The sequence below is a fragment of the Streptomyces sp. NBC_00029 genome, assembly GCF_045160505.1.
In the GTDB taxonomy this organism is placed as follows: Bacteria; Actinomycetota; Actinomycetes; order Streptomycetales; family Streptomycetaceae; genus Streptomyces.
Map to the genome: position 1 here is coordinate 5,137,549 of NZ_CP108292.1, position 20,361 is coordinate 5,157,909.

Genomic DNA, 20,361 nt, shown 5'->3' on the forward strand with positions numbered 1-20,361 from the left:
CAGGGGCGAGGATCTGTGCTCATGAGTGACGACAACGAGGACACGGAACGCAGGAAGCGGCTGGTCGCGGCCTGGCGCGGGGCGGGCCGGACCCTGTCCCGCAGTCTGCTGGAGCCCACGGTGGGGGAGCTGCTCGGCGCGCTGGCCGAGGCCCCGTACGACATGGACGGCCCGGCCGACGTGTACGGCGACGGGGTCGTGACGGCGCTGGAGCGCGAGGTCGCGGACCTGCTGGGGACCGAGGACGCGGCGTTCTTCCCCAGCGGGACGATGGCGCAGCAGATCGCGCTGCGGTGCTGGGCGGGCCGCACCGGGAACCCGGTGGTGGCACTGCACCCGATGAGCCATCCGGAGCGGTGGGAGGGTGACGCGCTGTCCGCCGTCTCCGGTCTGCGGGTGGCGCACCCGACGACGGAGCCGCGCCAGCCGACGGCCGAGGAGGTCGCGACCCTGCGGGAGCCCTTCGGCACGCTGATGGTGGAGCTGCCCCTGCGGGACGCGGGCTTCCTGCTGCCCACCTGGGAGGAGCTGGAGGCCCTGACCAGGGCGGCCCGGGAGCGGGACGCGGTGGTCCACTTCGACGGGGCCCGGCTGTGGGAGTCCACCGTCCACTTCGGGCGCACCCTGCCGGAGATCGCGGGGCTCGCGGACTCCGTCTACGTCTCCTTCTACAAGTCGCTCGGCGGCCTGAGCGGGGCGGCGCTGGCGGGGCCGCGGGAATTCGTGGAGGAGACCAGGGTCTGGCGCCACCGCTACGGCGGCCAGATCTTCCGGCAGTTCCCGCAGGCCCTGTCGGCGCTGGCCGGACTGGAACGGGAACTTCCGCGGCTGCCGTCGTACGTGGCCCAGGCGCGGATGGTGGCCGCGGCCCTGCGCTCGGCGTTCGCGGACTCGGGGGTCCCGTGGGCGCGGATCCACCCGGAGGAGCCGCACACGCACCAGTTCCAGGTGTGGCTGCCCTACGAGGCGGACCGGCTCACGGAGGCGGGCCTGCGCCAGGCGGAGGAGACGGGCACGGTGCTCTTCCGCCGCTGGTCCGCGGACGGCCCGCCGGGCCTGGCGGTGACCGAGCTCGACATCACGGAGCCGGGCCTGTCCTGGACGGAATCCGACGTCCGGGAGGCGGTCTCGGCCTTCGTGGCCCGCATCTAGGCCGTCTCTTTCGGATCTTGCCGGGCCCGCGTCGCCCGGCACCGCACCTCGCCGCGTTGTCGGAGCACCGCAGTACGTCCAGTACAACGGCGCTCCTCCGCCTTGCGATGCACGGCACCGGACGACGCGGGCCGACCGACAAGATCCGAAAGAGACGACCTAGGGGGTGGGTGTGCCGGTGTCCGGTGCCGCCGCCGCACGAGGGAGGACCGCCGCCCGGCGGAGCCCGGTTTTCGGAAGGGAAGGGCGGCACTCCGCGCGGCGGCCCCCGCACCCCGGGAGGGAAGCGGCGAAACACCGAATTCCGGAAACTTACCGGCTCGGAACGGCCGCGGCGTTACCGTCCCTTCACGGCAATTACCGGCCACCGCGCCCGGAGGAGACACCATGACCACTCAGCCCGCGTGGCGGAAGTCCTCGTTCTGCAGTGAGGGCGACGCCTGCGTCTACGTCGCGACGGCGCCCGGCGCCCTCGTCAAGGTCGCCGACCGCGCCGACCCCGCCCACCTCGTCCTCGCCACCACCCAGGCCGCCTGGGCCGACTTCCTGCGTGCGGTCAAAGAGACCGGCTGAGGGACCCGCCGCGCCGCGCCGCGTCCGCGATCAGGGGATTTTGTCCGATTAGCGCGTATCTTCGGCCCATGCCCACGCCCTACGGATCCCGCGGCGGCATGGCGTTCAGCGCCGCTGAGCTGCACCTGCTCAGGCGCCTCCTCGCCCACGCCCTTCAGTCCTCCTCGGCCCCCCTGGCGGCCGAGGAGGTCCAGGACTGCCTGCGCCTCGCGCAGTCGGTGGACGACGCGGTCCAGGAGGCGGGCCGGCTCAGAGCGTTCCTCCTCGCGGACCTCGCCCGCTACCGCGGCGCCCTGCCCGGCAGCCTCTCCGGCTATCTGGAGCTGCTGCAGGACGCGCTGGCGGCCGGGTACGAGCCCGAGCCCGACGACCTCGCCGCCCTGCGCGCGCTCCGGGCCAATCCGGTCGCCGCCGCGCTGCTGGAACGGGTCCGGACCGTCGCGGAGCGCTCCGTGCGCCGGCGGCTGTCGACCGCCCCCGCTCCCCGTACCCGGCTGCTGGCCCTGGCCGGCGGCAAGGACAAGGACGATCAGCCGCCGCGCCCGGCGCCGCGCCCCGAGGAGCCGCCGCGCCCCGAGCGTCCGATCCCGACCCCCGGCGAGGTGTTCCCGCCGCGCCGCAAGCCCGCCCCGCCCCCGGCGGCCGGGCGGGCCGCCGGGTAGCTACGCTGTGGGGCATGGACTACGTCTCCGCGCTCGTGCCCCCCTTCGTGATGGCCGTGTTCTTCATCGCTCTCGTCGTGACGATCGTGAAGAGCCAGGGCGGCGCCAACAAGGCCAAGGAGGACGCGGCGGTCGACGCCGTGATCGCCCGGGCCGAGGCCGCCCAGCAGCAGAAGTAACCCCGAGGGCGTGCGGCTTCACCGGCCGCGCGCCCGATTTTGTTGCGCGTTGCCGAGTGAATAGTCGGGCAATTCCGCACAAGCCGCACTATCGTGCTGGTGTGCCTCGCCCCCTGGGAGAACTCGAAGACGCCGTGATGACACGGGTGTGGCAGTGGAACCGCCCGGTCACCGTTCGGGAAGTACTGGAAGACCTCCAGCAGGAACGGTCCATCGCGTACACCACGGTCATGACCGTTATGGACAATCTTCATCAGAAGGGCTGGGTCCGCCGGGAAGCCGAAGGCCGCGCCTATCGATATACCGCGGTCTCCACCCGCGCCGCCTACTCGGCCGCACTGATGAACGAAGCCTGGTCGACGAGCGACAGCCCCGCGGCCGCCCTCGTGGCCTTCTTCGGCATGATGTCCGCGGAACAGCGGGAAGCCCTCCGGGACGCCGTGCGGGTCGTCCAGCACGACGACGAGTCCGGGGCCGACGCCGCCCCCGAAGCCCCCGCTGCGCCGCCCGCCGAAGGGGACTCCGCCGAGCGCCCCGAGGAGCCGGGGCGATAGCGTCCGCAGCCATGGGAGAGTTTTCCTCTGCACATGCAGAAACAGTGACGATCCGCCGTGCCCGCACGCGTGATGTTCCCGCGCTGCGCCGCCTGCTCGACCAGTACGTGCAGCAGCGGATCCTGCTCGACAAAGCACCGGTCGTCCTTTACGAGGACATCCAGGAGTTCTGGGTCGCGGAACGCGAGTCCGACGGTCAGGTCGTAGGCTGCGGCGCTCTCCACGTGATGTGGGAAGACCTTGCCGAAGTACGCACTCTCGCCGTCGACCGTGACTTGAAGGGCGGCGGAGTCGGTCATCAGGTGCTGGAGCAGTTGTTGCGCACCGCCCGCACGCTCGGGGTGAGCCGGGTTTTCTGCCTCACCTTCGAAGTCGAGTTCTTCGCGAAGCACGGCTTCGTCGAGATCGGCGAGACCCCGGTCAAGACCGATGTCTACATGGAGCTCCTGCGTTCCTATGACGAGGGTGTCGCCGAGTTCCTCGGTCTCGAACGAGTGAAGCCGAACACCTTGGGCAACAGTCGGATGCTTCTGCACCTCTGATCGATGGCCTCAGCTTTTCCGGCGCTCCGCGCACCTGTGGCCTATGTCCGAATCGCGCACGTTTCCCGCCCTGTTGCGGTCTCGAACCTCTCCCCGGGGGTTTGTGTTTTCCAGGCAAAAGCGGTTTCCTTTCCGCGTACTGCTTTTCGATGAAAGGAAATCCCGGTGGCACAGAAGGTTCAGGTCCTTCTTGTCGACGACCTCGACGGTGGCGAGGCGGACGAGACGGTGACGTTCGCTCTGGATGGCAAGACCTACGAGATCGACCTCACCACCGCCAACGCTGAAAAGCTCCGCGGTCTGCTCGACCCGTACACCAAGGGCGGCCGCCGCACCGGTGGCCGTGCCACCGCCGCCCGCGCCAAGGGCCGCGGCTCCGTGGCGACCGGACACCCGGACACCGCGGAGATCCGCGCGTGGGCCAAGGAGAACAACTACAACGTGAACGACCGCGGTCGCGTCCCGGCCGAGATCCGCGAGGCCTACGAGAAGGCCAAGGGCTGACGGACCCCTTTCGTACGCCGCCCCAGGCGCGCCCGGTGGCATTCCGTCGCCGCCGCCGCCACCAGGCGTGCGAGATCGGGCCCGCGAGCGGGTCCGGCGGCCCGCCCGGGACCGGGCAGGGCCGGCAGCAGTGCCTCACACCCCTGCTCGGGGGGTCGCAGCCACACGGCGGCCCCCCGAGGGCTTTCTCCCGGGTGCCCCGGGGGAGCCGGGGCGGTGATCCGGCCACCCGCACCCAGGGCGGTCAGATCGAGGGCGACCCCGCCCCATTCCAGCCAGTCGAGCAGCCCGTCCAGCTCCTCTGCGCTCCCGGCGGCCACCAGGAACCGCATCCGGCGCCCCATCACCGCCACCGGGCCAGTGGGGACCGGCCTGCGCAGCAGTGCGGCACCCGCGTCGGACGGCAGCTCCAGCACGTCGAACCGGATCCCGGTCGCGAGCTGGGCGGGCGGCCCGCCCGTGACGGTCCAGCCGAGCACTCTCCCGTACCAGGAGGCGTACGCGTCCCCCTCGGGCGCCACGCGGGGCATCGGCACGGTCGGCGGGGCGAGCGGCGGGATGGTTGTGGCCATGTCCGGAGCAACTTCCGAAACGTCGCGGGGTTACGCTCGATGTGACACACCGCACTCATCTACATGCGGAACGTAAACATCCATGCAGCCCGGAGTCCCGCATTCGGGACGGAACTGTGTTCGCCCTTAGCGGAGGGAACCGGTGCCGCGGGCATGGAGTGTCAGTCCTTACGGGTAAGACATTCCTAGTGGATCGGGGCGACACGCTGATTTGACGGGCCTCCGTTCGCCATCGGCGTACACGCATGACGGGTATCTGCCTGGCCTGCGGGAACATCGTCTCGCACCATCGAGTTGGAGCAGTTGTCGGCTCTTCGGGCCGGTTTTCCCGCTGATGCAGGGGTGAGCCGCGGACGGATGTCGGCAGTTGGAATGAGCTGTCCCGCCCCGCGGGACTAGCATGCGGAAGGACAGGGCGGGGACCGACCCCGAACTGCCCGACCGCTCTGAGGAGCGATAAACGATGTTCGAGAGGTTCACCGACCGCGCGCGGCGGGTTGTCGTCCTGGCTCAGGAAGAAGCCCGGATGCTCAACCACAACTACATCGGCACCGAGCACATCCTCCTGGGCTTGATCCACGAGGGTGAGGGTGTCGCCGCTAAGGCCCTGGAGAGCCTCGGGATTTCGCTCGAGGCTGTTCGCCAGCAGGTTGAGGAGATCATCGGTCAGGGGCAGCAGGCCCCGTCCGGCCACATCCCCTTCACCCCGCGGGCGAAGAAGGTCCTGGAGCTTTCGCTCCGAGAGGCCCTCCAGCTCGGCCACAACTACATCGGCACCGAGCACATCCTGCTCGGCCTGATCCGCGAGGGCGAGGGCGTCGCAGCCCAGGTCCTCGTGAAGCTGGGCGCCGATCTCAACCGAGTCAGGCAGCAGGTCATCCAGCTGCTCTCCGGCTACACCGGTGGAGGCAAGGAGTCGGCCACGGCCGGCGGCCCGGCCGAGGGCACGCCCTCGACCTCGCTCGTCCTGGACCAGTTCGGCCGCAACCTCACCCAGGCAGCCCGCGAATCCAAGCTCGACCCGGTCATCGGGCGCGAGAAGGAGATCGAGCGGGTCATGCAGGTGCTGTCCCGCCGTACGAAGAACAACCCGGTCCTCATCGGCGAGCCCGGCGTCGGCAAGACCGCCGTCGTCGAGGGCCTGGCCCAGGCGATCGTCAAGGGCGAGGTTCCCGAGACGCTGAAGGACAAGCACCTCTACACGCTTGACCTCGGCGCCCTGGTCGCGGGTTCCCGCTACCGCGGTGACTTCGAGGAGCGCCTGAAGAAGGTGCTCAAGGAGATCCGCACCCGCGGCGACATCATCCTGTTCATCGACGAGCTCCACACCCTCGTGGGTGCGGGCGCCGCCGAGGGCGCGATCGACGCCGCCAGCATCCTCAAGCCCATGCTGGCCCGTGGTGAGCTCCAGACCATCGGTGCCACGACGCTGGACGAGTACCGCAAGCACCTCGAGAAGGACGCGGCCCTCGAGCGCCGCTTCCAGCCGATCCAGGTGGCGGAGCCTTCCCTCCCCCACACGATCGAGATCCTCAAGGGCCTGCGCGACCGCTACGAGGCCCACCACCGCGTCTCCATCACGGACGAGGCCCTCGTCCAGGCGGCGACGCTGGCGGACCGGTACATCTCGGACCGCTTCCTCCCGGACAAGGCGATCGACCTGATCGACGAGGCCGGCTCCAGGATGCGCATCCGCCGGATGACCGCACCGCCGGACCTCCGCGAGTTCGACGAGAAGATCGCGGGCGTGCGCCGCGACAAGGAGTCGGCCATCGACTCCCAGGACTTCGAGAAGGCGGCTTCTCTCCGTGACAAGGAGAAGCAGCTGCTGGCGGCGAAGACCAAGCGCGAGAAGGAATGGAAGGCCGGCGACATGGACGTCGTCGCCGAGGTCGACGGTGAGCTCATCGCCGAAGTCCTCGCGACCGCGACCGGCATTCCCGTCTTCAAGCTCACCGAGGAGGAGTCCTCGCGACTGCTCCGCATGGAGGACGAGCTCCACCGCCGGGTCATCGGCCAGAAGGACGCCATCAAGGCGCTCTCCCAGGCGATCCGTCGTACCCGTGCGGGTCTGAAGGACCCGAAGCGTCCGGGTGGCTCGTTCATCTTCGCCGGTCCGTCCGGTGTCGGTAAGACCGAGCTCTCCAAGACGCTCGCCGAATTCCTCTTCGGCGACGAGGACGCACTGATCTCCCTCGACATGTCGGAGTTCAGCGAGAAGCACACGGTTTCCCGTCTCTTCGGTTCGCCCCCCGGCTACGTGGGCTACGAAGAGGGCGGCCAGCTCACCGAGAAGGTGCGCCGCAAGCCGTTCTCCGTCGTCCTCTTCGACGAGGTCGAGAAGGCCCACCCGGATATCTTCAATTCCCTTCTCCAGATCCTGGAGGACGGTCGTCTGACCGACTCCCAGGGCCGGGTCGTGGACTTCAAGAACACGGTCATCATCATGACGACCAACCTGGGTACCCGGGACATCTCGAAGGGCTTCAACCTGGGCTTCGCGGCCCAGGGCGACACGAAGACCGGATACGACCGGATGAAGGCGAAGGTCAACGAAGAGCTCAAGCAGCACTTCCGGCCCGAGTTCCTCAACCGTGTCGACGACACGGTCGTCTTCCACCAGCTCACCGAGGAAGACATCATCCAGATCGTCGACCTCATGATCGCCAAGGTCGACGAGCGCCTGAAGGACCGCGACATGGGCATCGAGCTGAGCGGTGACGCGAAGCTCCTGCTCGCCAAGCGCGGCTACGACCCGATCATGGGTGCCCGGCCGCTGCGCCGGACCATCCAGCGCGAGATCGAGGACACGCTGTCGGAGAAGATCCTCTTCGGCGAGCTGCGTCCCGGTCAGATCGTGGTCGTCGGCAAGGAGGGTGAGGGCGAGGACGCCAAGTTCACCTTCCGCGGCGAGGAGAAGGCGGCCCTGCCGGACCTTCCCCCCATCGAGGCCACGGGCTCCGGCCCGGACCTGTCGAAGGGCGCGTAAGCGCGACCGAGCGGTGAAGCGGTAAAAGGGGCGGCCCCGGGACTGAAGAGTCCCGGGGCCGCCCCTTTCGGCACGGTCGCGGGTCACTGCTCGTAGGCCATGGGGAAGGGCTTCACCTCTGCGTACGGGAACCGCTGCGCCAGCGTCTCCTCCATCCCCGGCGGCAGCATCTCGTCCCCGTACAGCAGCAGGGTTTGCAGCGACGGCAGCCGGGCGTGCTCCACGAGTCCCTCCAGTGCCTCGTCCGGTACGGCGAGCTCCTCCAGCCCCTCCAGCCGGGACAGCTCCTCCCAGTCCGCCCGCCCGTGCGGCCGCCAGCGGTGGCCGAGGTTCAGGACGCGCAGCCGCGTGTGCCGGCCCAGATCCGTCACGTCCACCGAAGGGGCCTCCAGGCACAGCATTTCCAGGTCCGCCCCGGGTGCGAGGTCGCGCGCCGACCAGGGATACGACGCGTACAGGTCCAGGGAGCGCAGCAGGGGCCAGCTCGCGATGGCCTCGCCCACGCCCGGCGCGTCCACGTGGAGGGTGGCATCCCTCACGGGCAGACCGCTCAGGCCCGTCACATCGGTGAGCCTGAAGCACCCGTCGATGTACAGCTTCTCCAGCAGGGTCTGGCCACGGAGGAAGTCCAGGTCGCGGAGGTCCACGAGCCGGGACAGGCTCAGGTCCTTCACCTGGACGCGCGAGAGCAGCGCGGACAGGGCGCGGGGGGACACGTCGTCGAAGACGAAGAGCCCCGGCGGGCGCGAGAACGTGTCCAGGGCGTCGGCCTGGGCGTCGAGGCGGAGCCGGAGGGGGGTCGCGTCATGCGGGAGGTGTTCGATCACCTCCCGGGCGTAATGCCGGGCGTCGTAGCGGCCCCACAGCGAGACGAGGGCCCGGTGGACCTCGCGCGGCGGGGCCTCCCGGAAACCGGCCAGATAGGGGATGGCCCGCTCCGAGAGCGTCTCGCCGGCGGCGGTGACGGCCATCAGGGCCTCGTCCGCGTCCGCCGTCGCGGGGTCGGCCAGCAGCTCCAGCACCAGCGGGCCGGTCCGGCCCAGTTCCTCGGCCTCCTCGATGCTCCGAGGCGGCAGCAGGTGCCGTACGGCGGCCTCGGCCTCGGCGCGCAGGGCGGGATCGAGCTCGGTCGCGTACTGCAGGGAGGCGTAGGCGAGGATCACGGACCGGTTGGTCCCGCGGGCCAGCAGGGCCCGGATGATCTCGGTGCGCTCGCGCGGGCGGCCCTGGGCCACCGCCATGCGGACGACGTCCTCCCACTGGTCGTCCTCCGCGTGCCCGGTCAGCTCGCCGAGGCTGCCCTCGTCCAGGGCCGCCCGCGCGCCGAGGAAGTCCTGGAAGGTGCGGTGGACGAACTCGACGGTGTCCACCGTCGGGGCCCGCAGCAGGCCGGTGCGCTCCAGGAAGTGCGCGAACACGGCCGGTGCGGCGCCGAGGACACCGGCGGCCGGTACGGCGGGCAGCGCGTGCGCGATCAGGGCCTCGGCCCGGGAGCGGTCCATCTCGGTGCGGCCGTTGCGGATCAGCCAGTACGCGAGCCGCTGGAGCAGCTGGAGCTGGGGTTCCTCGGCCAGGTCGGGCAGGCGCAGCCCGCGCTCGCGGTCCCGGCGGTGGAGCAGCATCGACAGGGCGGCCGCGTAGAGCTCCTTGCGGCCCGAGGGGAGGACGCCCCGGCGCTCCCGGTGCAGGGCGCAGATCATGCCGCACAGCAGCGGGTTGGTGGCCAGCCTGGCCAGGTCGGGTGTGCGGCGTACGGAGTCCAGCAGCTGTTCCCGGTACTCCGGCGGGGTGTGCTCCGCGGCCGCGTGCCAGCGCTCGATGAAGGCCCGTACGTTCGCCGGGTTCATCGGGGCGAGGGTCACCTCGGAGAAGTCCACGGCGGCCAGCCAGTTCTGCCGGACCGCCGAGGGCCGGGAGGTCACCAGCCAGCGGTTGCCGGGGCAGGCGGTGATCAGGTCGGCCAGCCAGTCCCGGGCGCGTTCGCGCTCGGCCTCCGGGATCTCGTCGATGCCGTCGACCAGCAGCAGGGCGCGACCGTCGCGCAGGACGCGGCCCTCCCAGCCCTCGGGCGCCTCCCCGGCCAGCGGGGTGCCGGCGAGGAAGTCGCGGGGTGCGGGGAGCCGCTCGCCGTGCCGGGTCAGCGTGCGCAGGGGCAGGACGTACGGGATCGGCCCGTCGCCCGAGTCGCGGGCGGCGCAGACGGCGAGCCACTGGATGAGGGTGGTCTTGCCGGATCCGGCCTCGCCGCGCAGCAGGACGCGGTGGTGCTCGTCCAGGAGCCGGTCGGCGGGCAGGGAGTAGGGGCCGGGGTGCGCGCCGGATCCGGCCCCGGCCGCCGCTGCGGGGGCGGCGGTGACCTCCAGGCTCACGTAGGCCGTGTCCAGCGGCCAGCGCGACGATCCGGGCGCCAGGTCCAGGCCGAAGATGGTGAGCGCGCTGTGGCGCCGGGCCAGGTAGTCCAGGTAGCGGGCCTCGAAGGCGCTGTCGCGGCCGTCCTGGCGGGGGACGCGGGTCAGCAGCTCGTCCACCTTGGCGATGGTCTCGGCGTGCAGCCGGCTCTGTTCGACCAGGGTCGCGGCCACGAAGGTGGAGCGCTGGGTGAAGAAGTTCAGGATGTGCAGGCAGGCCAGGTCGACGAGGCGGTCGTGGAAGAGCCCGGCGTCCCGGGAGAGCCCGGGGTGCGGGGCGGCGGCCCGGAGCCTGCGGGCGAAGGCCTGTGGTCCGAGGCGGACGGCCTCCACGTCGGAGAGGGAGAGGTCGCCCAGTGCGTGCAGGGTGGCGGCGAGCGCGGCCGCCACGCCGGCCTCCTCGCCCGGGGGGAGGGGGCGCTCCCCGGGGGCCCGCAGGGCCTCGCGCACGATGCGGTCGGCCAGCCTGCGCAGGTCCGCCGCGTCGAGGTCGCGCTTCTCGCGCCACGCCATGTAGGAGGCGATGCGCTGCGGCCGGTCCACCAGGCCGGCGCCCGGGCCTTCCGTCCGTAAGAGCTTCTTGATCAGGGGAGCCACGACCCCCGAGGCCAGCCGGATCCCCACCACGGATGCGTCCACGAGCCCGGAGCGTAGTGCCGGTCACATTCGCGCGGGTCGGAATCGGTGCGGCCCGGCCGGGGCCGGTGACAAGCCGCACAGGGCAATTCGGACATACTAGGGGGTTTCGTAGACCTGGAAGGGCCTGTGAGGGGGGTTTCGCCCCAGGCCAATCCCGTCAACGGGCCACGTCACTCCCGGGCCGCTACGAGCCCCGGTAGTGCAGGGGGACGTTTGGGGAAGTGCGGGGGCCCGGGTTACCAAGGATGAGCCAGCCCGGCACGCGCTTCATCGTGCCGGGTCACTTCATGCCTCTTACGGGTGTGAATCCCTTTCCTTTGTCCCCGGCCCCGGAGGTCTGCACATGTTCGCGAAGCGCGCCAACACCCGTCGTACCCGTATCGCCGTCGGCACCACCGTTCTCGGTGCGGTGCTGGCCCTCGGGGCGGGGACGACCGCTGCCTTCGCCGACGCCCCGCAGACGACCGTCACCGCCAAGGCGGCCGGTGCCGCAGGTGCCGCCGGCGCCGCGAAGACCGGCCTCTGGGACAAGCCGCTGGAGAACTACACGCTCTCCGCGACCTTCGGCAAGGGCGGCAACATGTGGTCCCACAAGCACTCCGGCCAGGACTTCGCCGTCCCGGTCGGCACCCCGGTCAAGGCCGCGGCCGCCGGTGTCGTCGTGAAGTCGGGCCCGAACGGCGGCGGCGACGGCCCCGCGTACGGCAACGCCATCGTGATCAAGCACGCGAACAACACGTACTCGCAGTACGCGCACCTCTCGAAGCTCCAGGTCAAGATCGGCCAGAAGGTCAAGGCCTCGCAGCGCATCGCCCTGTCGGGCAACACCGGCAACTCCAGCGGCCCGCACCTGCACTTCGAGATCCGCACCACCCCGAACTACGGCTCCGCCGTCAACCCGGTGGCCTTCCTGCGCACCAACGGCGTCAGCATCTGACCCGTCCGGGCCACCGCCCCCGCGGCACCCCTCGTACCGGCCGACCCGCTGCGCCCACCGATCAGGTGAGCAGCCAGCCATGGGTCGGCTTCGGTGCTGGATCGAGCTTCCCCGCCTTGTATCCGGCGGCCTGCTCCGCCGTGAAGGCCATGTTGTAGATCTTGATGTTGTGCAGTGCGCCCTGCCACGGGCCCGTCCAGATGTTGTGGTGCCTGGACCGGCCGAGCTGGAGCGGGCCCGGGCCCTCCCAGATGGGCGGCACCTGGGTCTCGTCGGCCTTCTTGCCGTTCACGTAGAGGGCGATGGCCTTCTTCTCGGCGTCGTACGTCGCCATCAGCAGCGTCGGTGTCTTCACCATGTCGAGGCCCTCGGCCGTGACCGTCCTCGTGGTGGCCGCGGCGCCCTTGTCGCCGGTCTGCACGCGGAAGATCCAGGCCTGCTTGCCCTTCACCTCGTTCACGCCCAGCTCGAACGAGAACGACTCGCCGTCGCCCTGGCTCATGACGATCCGCGAGCCCTTGGCGGCGGAGTTGTAGGCGCGGGCGGTCAGGGTGAAGCTCTTGGTCACGTCCACGACCGGCTCGGCGGACTGGCCCCAGGAGTTCCCGTTGCCCTTGCCTATGACCTGGAAGCGCTTGCCCAGCGGGTCGATCCTGAGGTCGGGGCCCAGCCGGATGCCCACCTTGCCGTAGCTGTTGCGCAGCAGGGTGTCGTCGCCCGCGACCGTGGCGGTGTAGGCGGCCGGCGTGGACTTGTCCGGCGTCGGTTCGCTCGGAGAGGGCGAGCCGGACGCCGTGGGCGGGGTGTCCCCTTCGGCTCCGTCATCGCCGCCGCCCAGCAGGAAGAACGTTCCTCCACCGGCCAGCAGCGCCAGTACGGTCACCCCGCCGCCCAGCATCCACAGCCGCTTCCTGCGCCGCTCGGCCGCCGAACGGTCGGCCATGGCCGCCCAGTCCGGCTCGTCCGAAGGGTCGCGGAGCGCGACGGACGGGGAGCCGGGCTGGGCCGGGGGCCACTGCCCGCCGCCCGTGTCCTGCTGGTACGGGTTCGGCTGCTGCCCGGACTGCGGGTAGCCGTAGCCGCCGGATGCCGGCGGATAGCCGTAGCCGTCCTGGGCGGGCGGTCCCGACGGGAACCCGTATCCGCCGCTGCCGGGGGCGGGCTCGGGCTGCGGGTGGCTCGGGGGATTCGTACCGTCGCTCATGCCACGGATGCTAGGTCACGCCCCGCGGGCGAGTGCCGCCCGGTGGCCGTCCCGCCCGGCCCGCCCCGGTTCAGGCCTGCGGCTGCCCCACGATCGGGAAGCTGCCCGTCGCCGTCGGCGCGTGCTCCGGAAGCCACAGCACCGCCACCGCACCCGCCGCCGCGCCCTGGCGCTCGATGCCGCCCGGGGCGGCCACGTTACGGAAGGTCAGGCGGGCGCCCAGCACCCGCGCCTGGCCCTCCGCGATGGTCAGCCCCAGCCCGTGGCCCACGCCCGCGCGGTCCGTCGACCCGGTACGGAACCGGCTCGGCCCCTCGCGCAACAGGGCCTCGGGGAAGCCCGGCCCGTGGTCCCGGACCCGTACGACCCGGCCCTCGACGTCGACCTGCACCGGCGGCTGCCCGTACCGCGCGGCATTGGCCAGCAGGTTCCCCAGGATCCGCTCCAGGCGCCGCGGGTCGGTGCTGACGATCTCGTCCGCGACGATCCGTACGGTCGCCTCCGGCATCAGCGCCGTCACCCGCCGGCCCACGAACTCGCCCAGGGCCACGTCCTGGAGCTCCGCCCGCTCCGACGCGCTGTCCAGCCGGGCCACTTCCAGTACGTCCTCGACCAGCGCCCGCAGGGCCTGCGCCCGGTCCCGGACCAGCTCCGTCGGCCGCCCCGGGGGCAGCAGTTCCGCCGCCGTGAGCAGGCCCGTCACCGGAGTCCGCAGTTCGTGCGCGATGTCCGCGGTGACCCGGCGCTCGGCCTCCAGCCGCTGCTGGAGGGCATCGGCCATGGCGTCCACGGCCCGCGCGAGGTCGTCCGTCTCGTCACGGACGACGCCGCCGACCGCGTCCCGCACGCGTACGTCGGGATCGCCGTGCGCCACCCGCTGGGCGGCGGCCGCGGCCTTGCGCAGCCGGCGCGAGATCTGCCCGCCGATGAGCACGCCCAGCGCCGAGCCGCCGATCACTGCGGACAGGCCGCCGATGACCAGGGCCCGGTCCAGGTCGGGGATGAGGTTGGCGCTCTCCCGGAACTGCGTGTGCAGCGACAGGACCTGCCCGTTGCCGAGCGGTACGGCGGCCCACACCTCGGGCAGGCCGTGCGGCCGCTCCTGGATGTAGGTACCGCGCCGTCCCGACTGCACCTTGTGCCGCAGTTCGGCGGGCAGTTCGGGATCGTTGAGCTTGGCGCCCATGGGCGGCTTGCGCCCGGCGTCGGCATTGCGGGAGATGAACTGAACGCGGTCCAGCTGCACCTCGCGGGCGCTCTCCAGCATCGACACGCGGGCAGCACTGTGCACCACCAGGCTCAACGCGATCGTGACGAGGGCGCCCACGGAGGCGATGGCGACGGTGATCTTCCAGCGGATGCCCGTGCGGAGCGTGAACCGTCTCATGCCTTGAGTTTGTATCCGAAGCCCCGGACCGTCTCGATCCGGTCCTGGCCGATCTTGGTGCGCAGCCGCTGGACGTGGACGTCCACGACGCGGGTGTCGCCGCCCCAGTCGTAGTCCCAGACCCGCTCCAGCAGACGGTCGCGCGACAGCACGGTGCCGGGCGCGGAGGAGAACTCCAGCAGCAGCCGCATCTCGGTCGGCGTCAGTGCCACGGCGGCGCCCGCCCGGCGGACCTCCATGCCCTCGGTGTCCACCTCCAGGTCGCCGAAGGAGAGCACCCCGCGCTCGGAGTCCGCGCCGTTGTCGGCCGCGTTCGGTCCGCCGTTCTGCGGTCCGCCGGAGTGGTCGAAGCGGCGCAGCACGGCGCGGATCCGGGCGACGAGCACGGACCCGTCGAAGGGCTTGGTGACGTAGTCGTCGGCGCCCGCCTCCAGGCCCAGCACCACGTCGATGGAGTCGGCGCGCGCCGACAGCATGATCACCGGAACGGTGGACTCGTCGCGGATGCGGCGGCACAGGCTCACGCCGTCCATGCCCGGGACCATCACGTCCAGCAGCGCGATGTCCGGCCGGTCCGCGCGGAAGGACTCCAGTCCGGACAGGCCGTCGGGCATGGCCGTGACCACGAACCCGTCGCGTTCCAGCGCCAGGGTCGTGGCCTCACGGATGACGTCGTCGTCCTCCACGAACAGGACATGGGTCTCGGCCATGCGGCAGCCTCGCCTCGGTTCTTCTGTGCTCAGTTCTTCTGACTCGTGACCGGGGCGGGCGGTACACCGCCGTCGACCACGTTGCTGTACTCCGAGTGAACTCGGTCCTGCTCGGTGAACTTCTCGCCGTTCCAGCGGTACGTGATCACGTCCTCGCCCGACGGATAGGCGAGCGTGTCGCTCTTTCCGTAGACCTGCTTCGTGACCACCAGGTCGCCCCGGTCGATCTCCGCGTAGACGGGTGGCTGTTCGTCCGAGAACACATTCTCGTACGAGTCACCCTCGGCCCGGTACACGTAGGTTCCGCGGCCCAGGGCGTCGGCACAGGACAGGACGTTGACGACGATGTCCACGACGGGGCTGCCGGTCACCCTGCCGTAACTCACGTCCACGGGGTACTCCTTGCCCGCACACGGTTTGAGGTCCCGCTTGATCTCGGAACCGACCTTGGGGTCCTTCATCAGGAGCCCGACCGGGTCGACCTTCTTCACCGGCCGGCCCGACGAGGCGGAGGACGAGACGGAGGAGTCGCCGGGCGAGGGGCCCGACGACGCGCTCCTGGACACGGCATCGGTGCGGGCCGGGCCGCCGTCGCGCAGACCGGTGCCACCGGTGGCGCAACCGACCGCGAACACGGCTGTGCCGACGAGGACGACCGTCCCCGCCGACATCAGCACCAGAGAACCTCCGGACAGACCTTGGCCATTCAGGCCGCGCACCGCTCACGCCCCTCGTACCGCATGGTGTGGTCACCGCGCTCCAGCGCACGCATGTCCAGATCCCGGCTCTCCAGCTCCTGCCGGAGGCGGGCCAGCGCGCGGTGCAGAGTGCTCTTCACGGTTCCCGCCGACATTCCGAGCGCCGCAGCCGTTTCCTCGGTGCTCATCTGCTCCCAGTGTCGCAGCACGACCACGCTGCGCTGCTTGGGCGCGAGAACCTTGAGGATGTCCATCAGGAGGGCACGGTCGGCGCGCTGGTCGGAGCCGTCCTCGACGGAGGCGTCGGGGAGCTGCTCGGTGGGGACCTCTTCGAGCTTGCGGGCGCGCCACCACTCGGTGCGGGTGTTGATCATGACGCGGCGCAGGTAGGCGTCGGCCAGGGACTTGTCGGCGATGCCGTCCCAGCGGCCGTAGGTGCGCACCAGCGCGGTCTGCAGGAGGTCCTGGGCGTCGGTGGGGTCCGGGACCAGGCGCCGGGCGCTGCGCAGCAGCGCGTCCTGCCGGGTGCGTACGTACTCTTCGAATCCGAGTACCTCACCGTGCGCCATCTGAGACCGCCTCCGCTGCCGTCCACCTGCTCATCCGCTGCCTTACGGATTTGAAGGTACGGAGGGGTTGTCACGGGCCTGTGCGAGCCAGCCTTCGGTGGACGCACGGACACCCATAGGTTGTGTAACAACCCCCGTGAGCTGCGGTTTCCCGGCGAAAAGCGGAAGCGGCGCCTCAGCTTCGATCAGGTCCGGGGGAGGGGCTGCGGGAGCGACGCGGGGAGCCGGTAGTGGCCTCCGTCCAGCGGTTCCACCAGCCCGTCCGCCACCAGTCCGTCCAGTGCCCGGGCCCGCTGCACGGGCTCGTCCCAGACCGTGTCGAGCACGGCCTGCGGAACCGCGCCCACCGCCTCCCGCAGCACGGCGAGGAGCTTGCCGCGCACCTGCCGGTCCGTCCCGGCGTACGTCTGCCCGCGCCGCGGCGGACCCTCGTGCGCGGGCTTCCCCGCGAGGCGCCACGCGCACAGCCCGGCCACCGGGCAGCGCGCGCAGTCCGGGCTCTTGGCGGTGCACACCAGCGCGCCGAGCTCCATCGAGGCCGCAGCCCAGCGGGCCGCGGTGCCCTCGTCCTCGGGCAGCAGGGCCCGCGCGAGCCGCCGCTCGGCGGCGGTCGTCGCGTTCGGCGGGTACTCGACCCCGGTCGTGGTGCGCGCGAAGACCCGCCGGACGTTCGTGTCGAGGACCGCGTGCCGCTGCCCGTACGCGAAGGAGGCCACGGCCGCCGCCGTGTACTCGCCGATCCCGGGCAGCGCCAGCAGCTGCGCGTGGTCGCGCGGCACGTCGCCCCCGTGCCGCTCCGTTATGGCGACGGCCGCGCCGTGCAGCCGCAGCGCGCGGCGCGGATAGCCGAGCCGGCCCCAGGCCCGTACGGCCTCGCCGGGGGCCTCCGCGGCCAGGTCCGCGGGGCGGGGCCACCGGGCGAGCCACTGCTCGTAGACCGGCAGGACCCGGCTGACCGGTGTCTGCTGGAGCATGAACTCGCTGACCATGACCCCCCAGGGGCCGGCCTCGGGGCGGCGCCAGGGCAGATCGCGGGCGTGTTCGTCGAACCACGTGATGACGGGGGAGTGCAGCGCGTGGGCGGAGTCGGGGGATACGGCCGGGGAGGAAGCGGGAGATGCAGTCATGGCAGACGGCATCCTGGCACGTTTCATCTCCCTCGGCGCGCCGGACCGGGACCGGTGAACCAGCGGGCGGCCGGAGTCCCGCCCGCCCGCGCGGCGGCGACGAGCGCACCGGCGGGGCCGGCGAGCGCGAGGACGACGAGGGCGGCGACCGAGCCGCCCAGCAGCAGGCCGAACGCGACGTCGTGCGGGTGGTGCACGCCGACGAAGACCCGGGAGAAGGCCATCAGCAGCGCGAGCGGCACGGTCAGCAGGGCGAGCCGGCGCACGGTCAGGGTCAGCGCCACGGCGGCGGCGCCCGCGAGGACCGCATGGTTGCTGGGGAACGACCAGTCGCCGGGTCCCGGGCACGGCACCAGCGGGGCCGCGGCCCCGGCCACCGCGCGACAGGGCCGCTCCTCGGCCACGGTGGACTTCACGAACTCGGACGCGCCGTACGCGACGGCGGTGGCCACCGGGGCAAGGACGGCCAGTGCCACCGCCTCGGGTCCGCTCCGGCGGCGCGAGCGCCACCACACGGCGGCGAGGAGCACGCCGAAGAGGAGCAGCCCGTAGCCCGTCCAGATCTCGAAGGCCGATTGCACCCACGAGGGTGTCCGGTGGGCGAAATCGGTGACGGTGCGGTAGAGGCTGGAGCTGGAGCTGTCCATGCTCACCGAACGTACGCAAAGCGGTTTGATCTCGGCATCAACCCTTTGGCCGGATCTGAGCGCCCCGATTGCGCCCGCGGGATGATCATCGGCAAATCGAGCCCGCTGCGCGGCATGTGGGGCACTGATCGGGCCGCGAACTCTCGTAAAGTTCCGTCCGTGGGATCTCTGCGCAATCCGGTCGGGCCGCTCCCCTCCTCCATCTACTGGCGACGGAGGGCTGTGCTGGCTTCCGTTGTCGCGCTCCTCGCGCTCCTCGCCGTATGGACCGTCAGTTCCGGCGGGGGGAGGACGAGTACGAACGGGAAGGGCCAGGGCGGCCCCGACCCCGTCGGCTCGATCACCCCGGGCCCGGCCGGCACCGGGCCCGCGATCAGCGCGGCCCCCGGCGGGCGCCCGGAGTCGGGCAGCGGCGGAACCACGGGCTCCGAGGGCTCCACCGGCGGCGCGGGCAAGAACGGCGAACCGGGCGGCGGCACGGGCTCGAACGGCGGCCAGGGCTCCGGCGGCGCCGCGGGCGGCCCGGCCGCGGTCCCGGCGGACTCCCCGCTCCCCACCTGCGCGCCGGGATCGCTGCAGTGGGAGGTGAAGAGCGTGAAGAACGAGTACGAGGCGAGCGAGAAGCCCCGCCTCGAACTGGTCGCCCGCAACACCTCCGGAACCACCTGCAAGGTCGACCTCGGCCCGAAGCAGGCGGTCCTGACCATCCTTCAGGCGAGCAGCAACAAGGCGGTGTGGTCCTCGGCGGACTGCCCGGCGGGCGCCGGCAACGCCTTCTTCCGCCTGCCGGCACAGGGCGAGACGAAGCAGTCGCTGGACTGGGACCGCAGGTTCAGCGCGGCCGACCAGTGCCAGACGCCCCCGGCGGGGTCGGCGGCTCCCGACACCTACGTGGTCGAGGTCAAGGCCCCGGGCATGCCGGTGGCCCGTACCTCCTTCGTCCTGAAGCAGGACTAGAGCAGTGCGCCCTCGGCCGTCTCCGCGGACGAGACGGCCCGGCGGACGCGGGCCGGGCCCCTGTACGGCCTAGACGTAGCGTTCCAGGATGGACGACTCGGCCAGGCGGGAGAGGCCCTCGCGGACGCTGCGGGCCCGGGCCTCGCCCACGCCGTCCACGGCCTGGAGGTCGTCCACCGAAGCCGCCAGAAGCTTCTGCAGGCCCCCGAAGTGCTCCACGAGCCGCTCGATGATCGCGCCCGGCAGCCTCGGAACCTTCGCCAGCAGCCGGTACCCGCGCGGCGACACCGCCGAGTCCAGGGTCTCCGGCGAGCCCGTGTACCCCAGCGCCCGTGCCACGATCGCCAGCTCCAGCAGTTCCGGATGCGTCAGAGCGTCCAGCTCCGCCAGCGCCTCGTCCACCGTGCGGGAACGCTTCGCCGTCGGCTCCGGCACGTAGTCCCGGATGACCAGCTCCCGCTCCTGCTCGATCCCGACCGTCAGCTCGTCCAGCTGCAGCGACAGCAGACGCCCGTCCGTGCCCAGTTCGACCACGTACTCGGCGATCTCGGTCGCGATCCGGCGGACCATTTCCAGCCGCTGCGCGACCGCCGTCACGTCGCGGACGGTGACCAGGTCTTCGATCTCCAGCGCCGACAGCGTGCCCGCCACCTCGTCGAGGCGCAGCTTGTACCGCTCCAGCGTGGCCAGTGCCTGGTTCGCCCGCGACAGGATCGCCCCGGACTCCTCCAGGACCCGCCGCTCACCGTCCACGTACAGCGCGATCAGCCGCATCGACTGCGACACCGACACCACCGGGAAGCCGCACTGCTTGGAGACGCGGTCGGCCGTGCGGTGGCGCGTGCCCGTCTCCTCCGTCGGGATCGAGGCGTCCGGCACCAGCTGCACACCGGCCCGCAGGATCTTGGTGATGTCCTTGTCGAGGATGAGCGCGCCGTCGAGCTTGCACAGCTCGCGCAGCCGGGTCGCGGTGAACTCCACGTCCAGGACGAAGCCGCCGGTGCACATCGCCTCGACGTTCTTGTCCATACCGAGGACGATGAGCCCGCCGGTGTTGCCGCGGACGATCCGTTCCAAGCCGTCACGCAGCGGCTGACCAGGTGCGACCGCGCTCAGCGAGGCGCGCATCATGGCCTCCTGCTTGGAGCCGGCGCCCGACTTGCCGGATGCTGCTGCCCCGTCCTTGGCTGCCACTGCACTCCTCCGGTCGCGGGTTGCGCCGCCCAGCGCCGCGGGCACGAGGACGTGCGTACGGCCGGGCGGACCATCCAGAAGTCTACCGGCGCGCGCCGCGGCCCCGCCGTGGCTTGGCCAGGTACGGCCCGGGAGGGCCCCGTACGGGCCCGCCGAC

General features: G+C 71.5%; 20 protein-coding genes. 10 read left to right on the forward strand and 10 right to left on the reverse strand.

The features are described 5' to 3' along the window. Positions 1-21 precede the first annotated feature (21 nt). The 7 genes from OG753_RS24055 to OG753_RS24085 all read left to right on the forward strand — a co-directional run bounded on the left by OG753_RS24055 (position 22) and on the right by OG753_RS24085 (position 4,166). A complete protein-coding gene (locus OG753_RS24055; RefSeq protein ID WP_327263769.1) occupies positions 22-1,152 on the forward strand; it encodes a beta-eliminating lyase-related protein in 1,131 nt (376 codons plus the stop codon). A 387-nt stretch (positions 1,153-1,539) separates the two neighbouring features. Next, a complete protein-coding gene (locus OG753_RS24060) occupies positions 1,540-1,725 on the forward strand; it encodes a DUF397 domain-containing protein (RefSeq protein WP_030389722.1) in 186 nt (61 codons plus the stop codon). A 98-nt stretch (positions 1,726-1,823) separates the two neighbouring features. Then, entirely contained in the window at positions 1,824-2,387 is a 564-nt protein-coding gene (locus OG753_RS24065; protein WP_327266878.1) for a hypothetical protein, read from the forward strand. Between the two features lie 14 nt (positions 2,388-2,401). Further along, positions 2,402-2,566, forward strand: coding sequence for a hypothetical protein (locus OG753_RS24070; RefSeq protein ID WP_327263770.1), 165 nt, complete (start codon positions 2,402-2,404; stop codon positions 2,564-2,566). Between the two features lie 101 nt (positions 2,567-2,667). After that, positions 2,668-3,120, forward strand: a complete 453-nt coding sequence (locus OG753_RS24075) for a BlaI/MecI/CopY family transcriptional regulator (RefSeq protein WP_405790087.1) — start codon at positions 2,668-2,670, stop codon at positions 3,118-3,120. A gap of 11 nt (positions 3,121-3,131) precedes the next feature. Next, the gene (locus tag OG753_RS24080) at positions 3,132-3,662 is read left to right on the forward strand and encodes an amino-acid N-acetyltransferase (protein WP_327263772.1); all 531 of its coding nucleotides are present in this window, start codon (positions 3,132-3,134) and stop codon (positions 3,660-3,662) included. 165 nt (positions 3,663-3,827) lie between these two features. Next, a complete protein-coding gene (locus OG753_RS24085) occupies positions 3,828-4,166 on the forward strand; it encodes an Lsr2 family protein (RefSeq protein ID WP_053175663.1) in 339 nt (112 codons plus the stop codon). Here the strand turns inward: OG753_RS24085 and OG753_RS24090 are convergent. After that, the gene (locus OG753_RS24090) at positions 4,145-4,738 is read right to left on the reverse strand and encodes an SCO3374 family protein (protein WP_327263773.1); all 594 of its coding nucleotides are present in this window, start codon (positions 4,736-4,738) and stop codon (positions 4,145-4,147) included. The genes OG753_RS24085 and OG753_RS24090 overlap by 22 nt on opposite strands. Positions 4,739-5,201: 463 nt before the next feature. Between OG753_RS24090 and OG753_RS24095 the strand changes: the two genes are divergently transcribed. Continuing rightward, complete coding sequence (locus tag OG753_RS24095; protein WP_327263774.1) at positions 5,202-7,727, forward strand: ATP-dependent Clp protease ATP-binding subunit; 2,526 nt, start codon at positions 5,202-5,204, stop codon at positions 7,725-7,727. 83 nt (positions 7,728-7,810) lie between these two features. On the opposite strand, the gene OG753_RS24100 is transcribed toward OG753_RS24095, so the two are convergent. Continuing rightward, complete coding sequence (locus OG753_RS24100; RefSeq protein WP_405790090.1) at positions 7,811-10,774, reverse strand: NACHT domain-containing protein; 2,964 nt, start codon at positions 10,772-10,774, stop codon at positions 7,811-7,813. Positions 10,775-11,117: 343 nt separating this feature from the next. Here OG753_RS24100 and OG753_RS24105 point away from each other — a divergent pair, with 343 nt between their 5' ends. Continuing rightward, entirely contained in the window at positions 11,118-11,711 is a 594-nt protein-coding gene (locus OG753_RS24105; RefSeq protein ID WP_327263776.1) for a M23 family metallopeptidase, read from the forward strand. Positions 11,712-11,772: 61 nt separating this feature from the next. On the opposite strand, the gene OG753_RS24110 is transcribed toward OG753_RS24105, so the two are convergent. The 7 genes from OG753_RS24110 to OG753_RS24140 form a co-directional block, all read right to left on the reverse strand. Then, positions 11,773-12,915, reverse strand: a complete 1,143-nt coding sequence (locus OG753_RS24110; RefSeq protein WP_327263777.1) for a LamG-like jellyroll fold domain-containing protein — start codon at positions 12,913-12,915, stop codon at positions 11,773-11,775. A 70-nt stretch (positions 12,916-12,985) separates the two neighbouring features. Next, positions 12,986-14,302: a two-component system sensor histidine kinase CseC gene (cseC, locus tag OG753_RS24115; RefSeq protein WP_327263778.1), complete on the reverse strand. Its 1,317-nt coding sequence runs from the start codon at positions 14,300-14,302 to the stop codon at positions 12,986-12,988. Beyond that, positions 14,299-15,012 (reverse strand): two-component system response regulator CseB, encoded by a 714-nt coding sequence (gene cseB, locus OG753_RS24120; protein ID WP_327263779.1) that lies wholly within the window; start codon positions 15,010-15,012, stop codon positions 14,299-14,301. The genes cseC and cseB overlap by 4 nt, the downstream gene beginning before the upstream one ends. A gap of 29 nt (positions 15,013-15,041) precedes the next feature. Next, positions 15,042-15,683: a hypothetical protein gene (locus tag OG753_RS24125; protein WP_405790093.1), complete on the reverse strand. Its 642-nt coding sequence runs from the start codon at positions 15,681-15,683 to the stop codon at positions 15,042-15,044. Positions 15,684-15,718: 35 nt separating this feature from the next. Next, entirely contained in the window at positions 15,719-16,279 is a 561-nt protein-coding gene (locus OG753_RS24130) for a SigE family RNA polymerase sigma factor (protein ID WP_030010715.1), read from the reverse strand. Between the two features lie 185 nt (positions 16,280-16,464). Continuing rightward, positions 16,465-17,406: an A/G-specific adenine glycosylase gene (locus tag OG753_RS24135; RefSeq protein WP_405790095.1), complete on the reverse strand. Its 942-nt coding sequence runs from the start codon at positions 17,404-17,406 to the stop codon at positions 16,465-16,467. A 23-nt stretch (positions 17,407-17,429) separates the two neighbouring features. Further along, the gene (locus tag OG753_RS24140; protein WP_405790097.1) at positions 17,430-18,053 is read right to left on the reverse strand and encodes a phosphatase PAP2 family protein; all 624 of its coding nucleotides are present in this window, start codon (positions 18,051-18,053) and stop codon (positions 17,430-17,432) included. Between the two features lie 222 nt (positions 18,054-18,275). Here OG753_RS24140 and OG753_RS24145 point away from each other — a divergent pair, with 222 nt between their 5' ends. Next, on the forward strand, positions 18,276-19,010 hold the full coding sequence (locus OG753_RS24145; protein ID WP_327263783.1) for a hypothetical protein: 735 nt from the start codon (positions 18,276-18,278) through the stop codon (positions 19,008-19,010). Positions 19,011-19,079: 69 nt separating this feature from the next. Here OG753_RS24145 and disA read toward each other — a convergent pair whose 3' ends face one another. After that, on the reverse strand, positions 19,080-20,204 hold the full coding sequence (gene disA / locus OG753_RS24150; protein WP_327263784.1) for a DNA integrity scanning diadenylate cyclase DisA: 1,125 nt from the start codon (positions 20,202-20,204) through the stop codon (positions 19,080-19,082). Between the last annotated feature and the right edge of the window lie 157 nt (positions 20,205-20,361).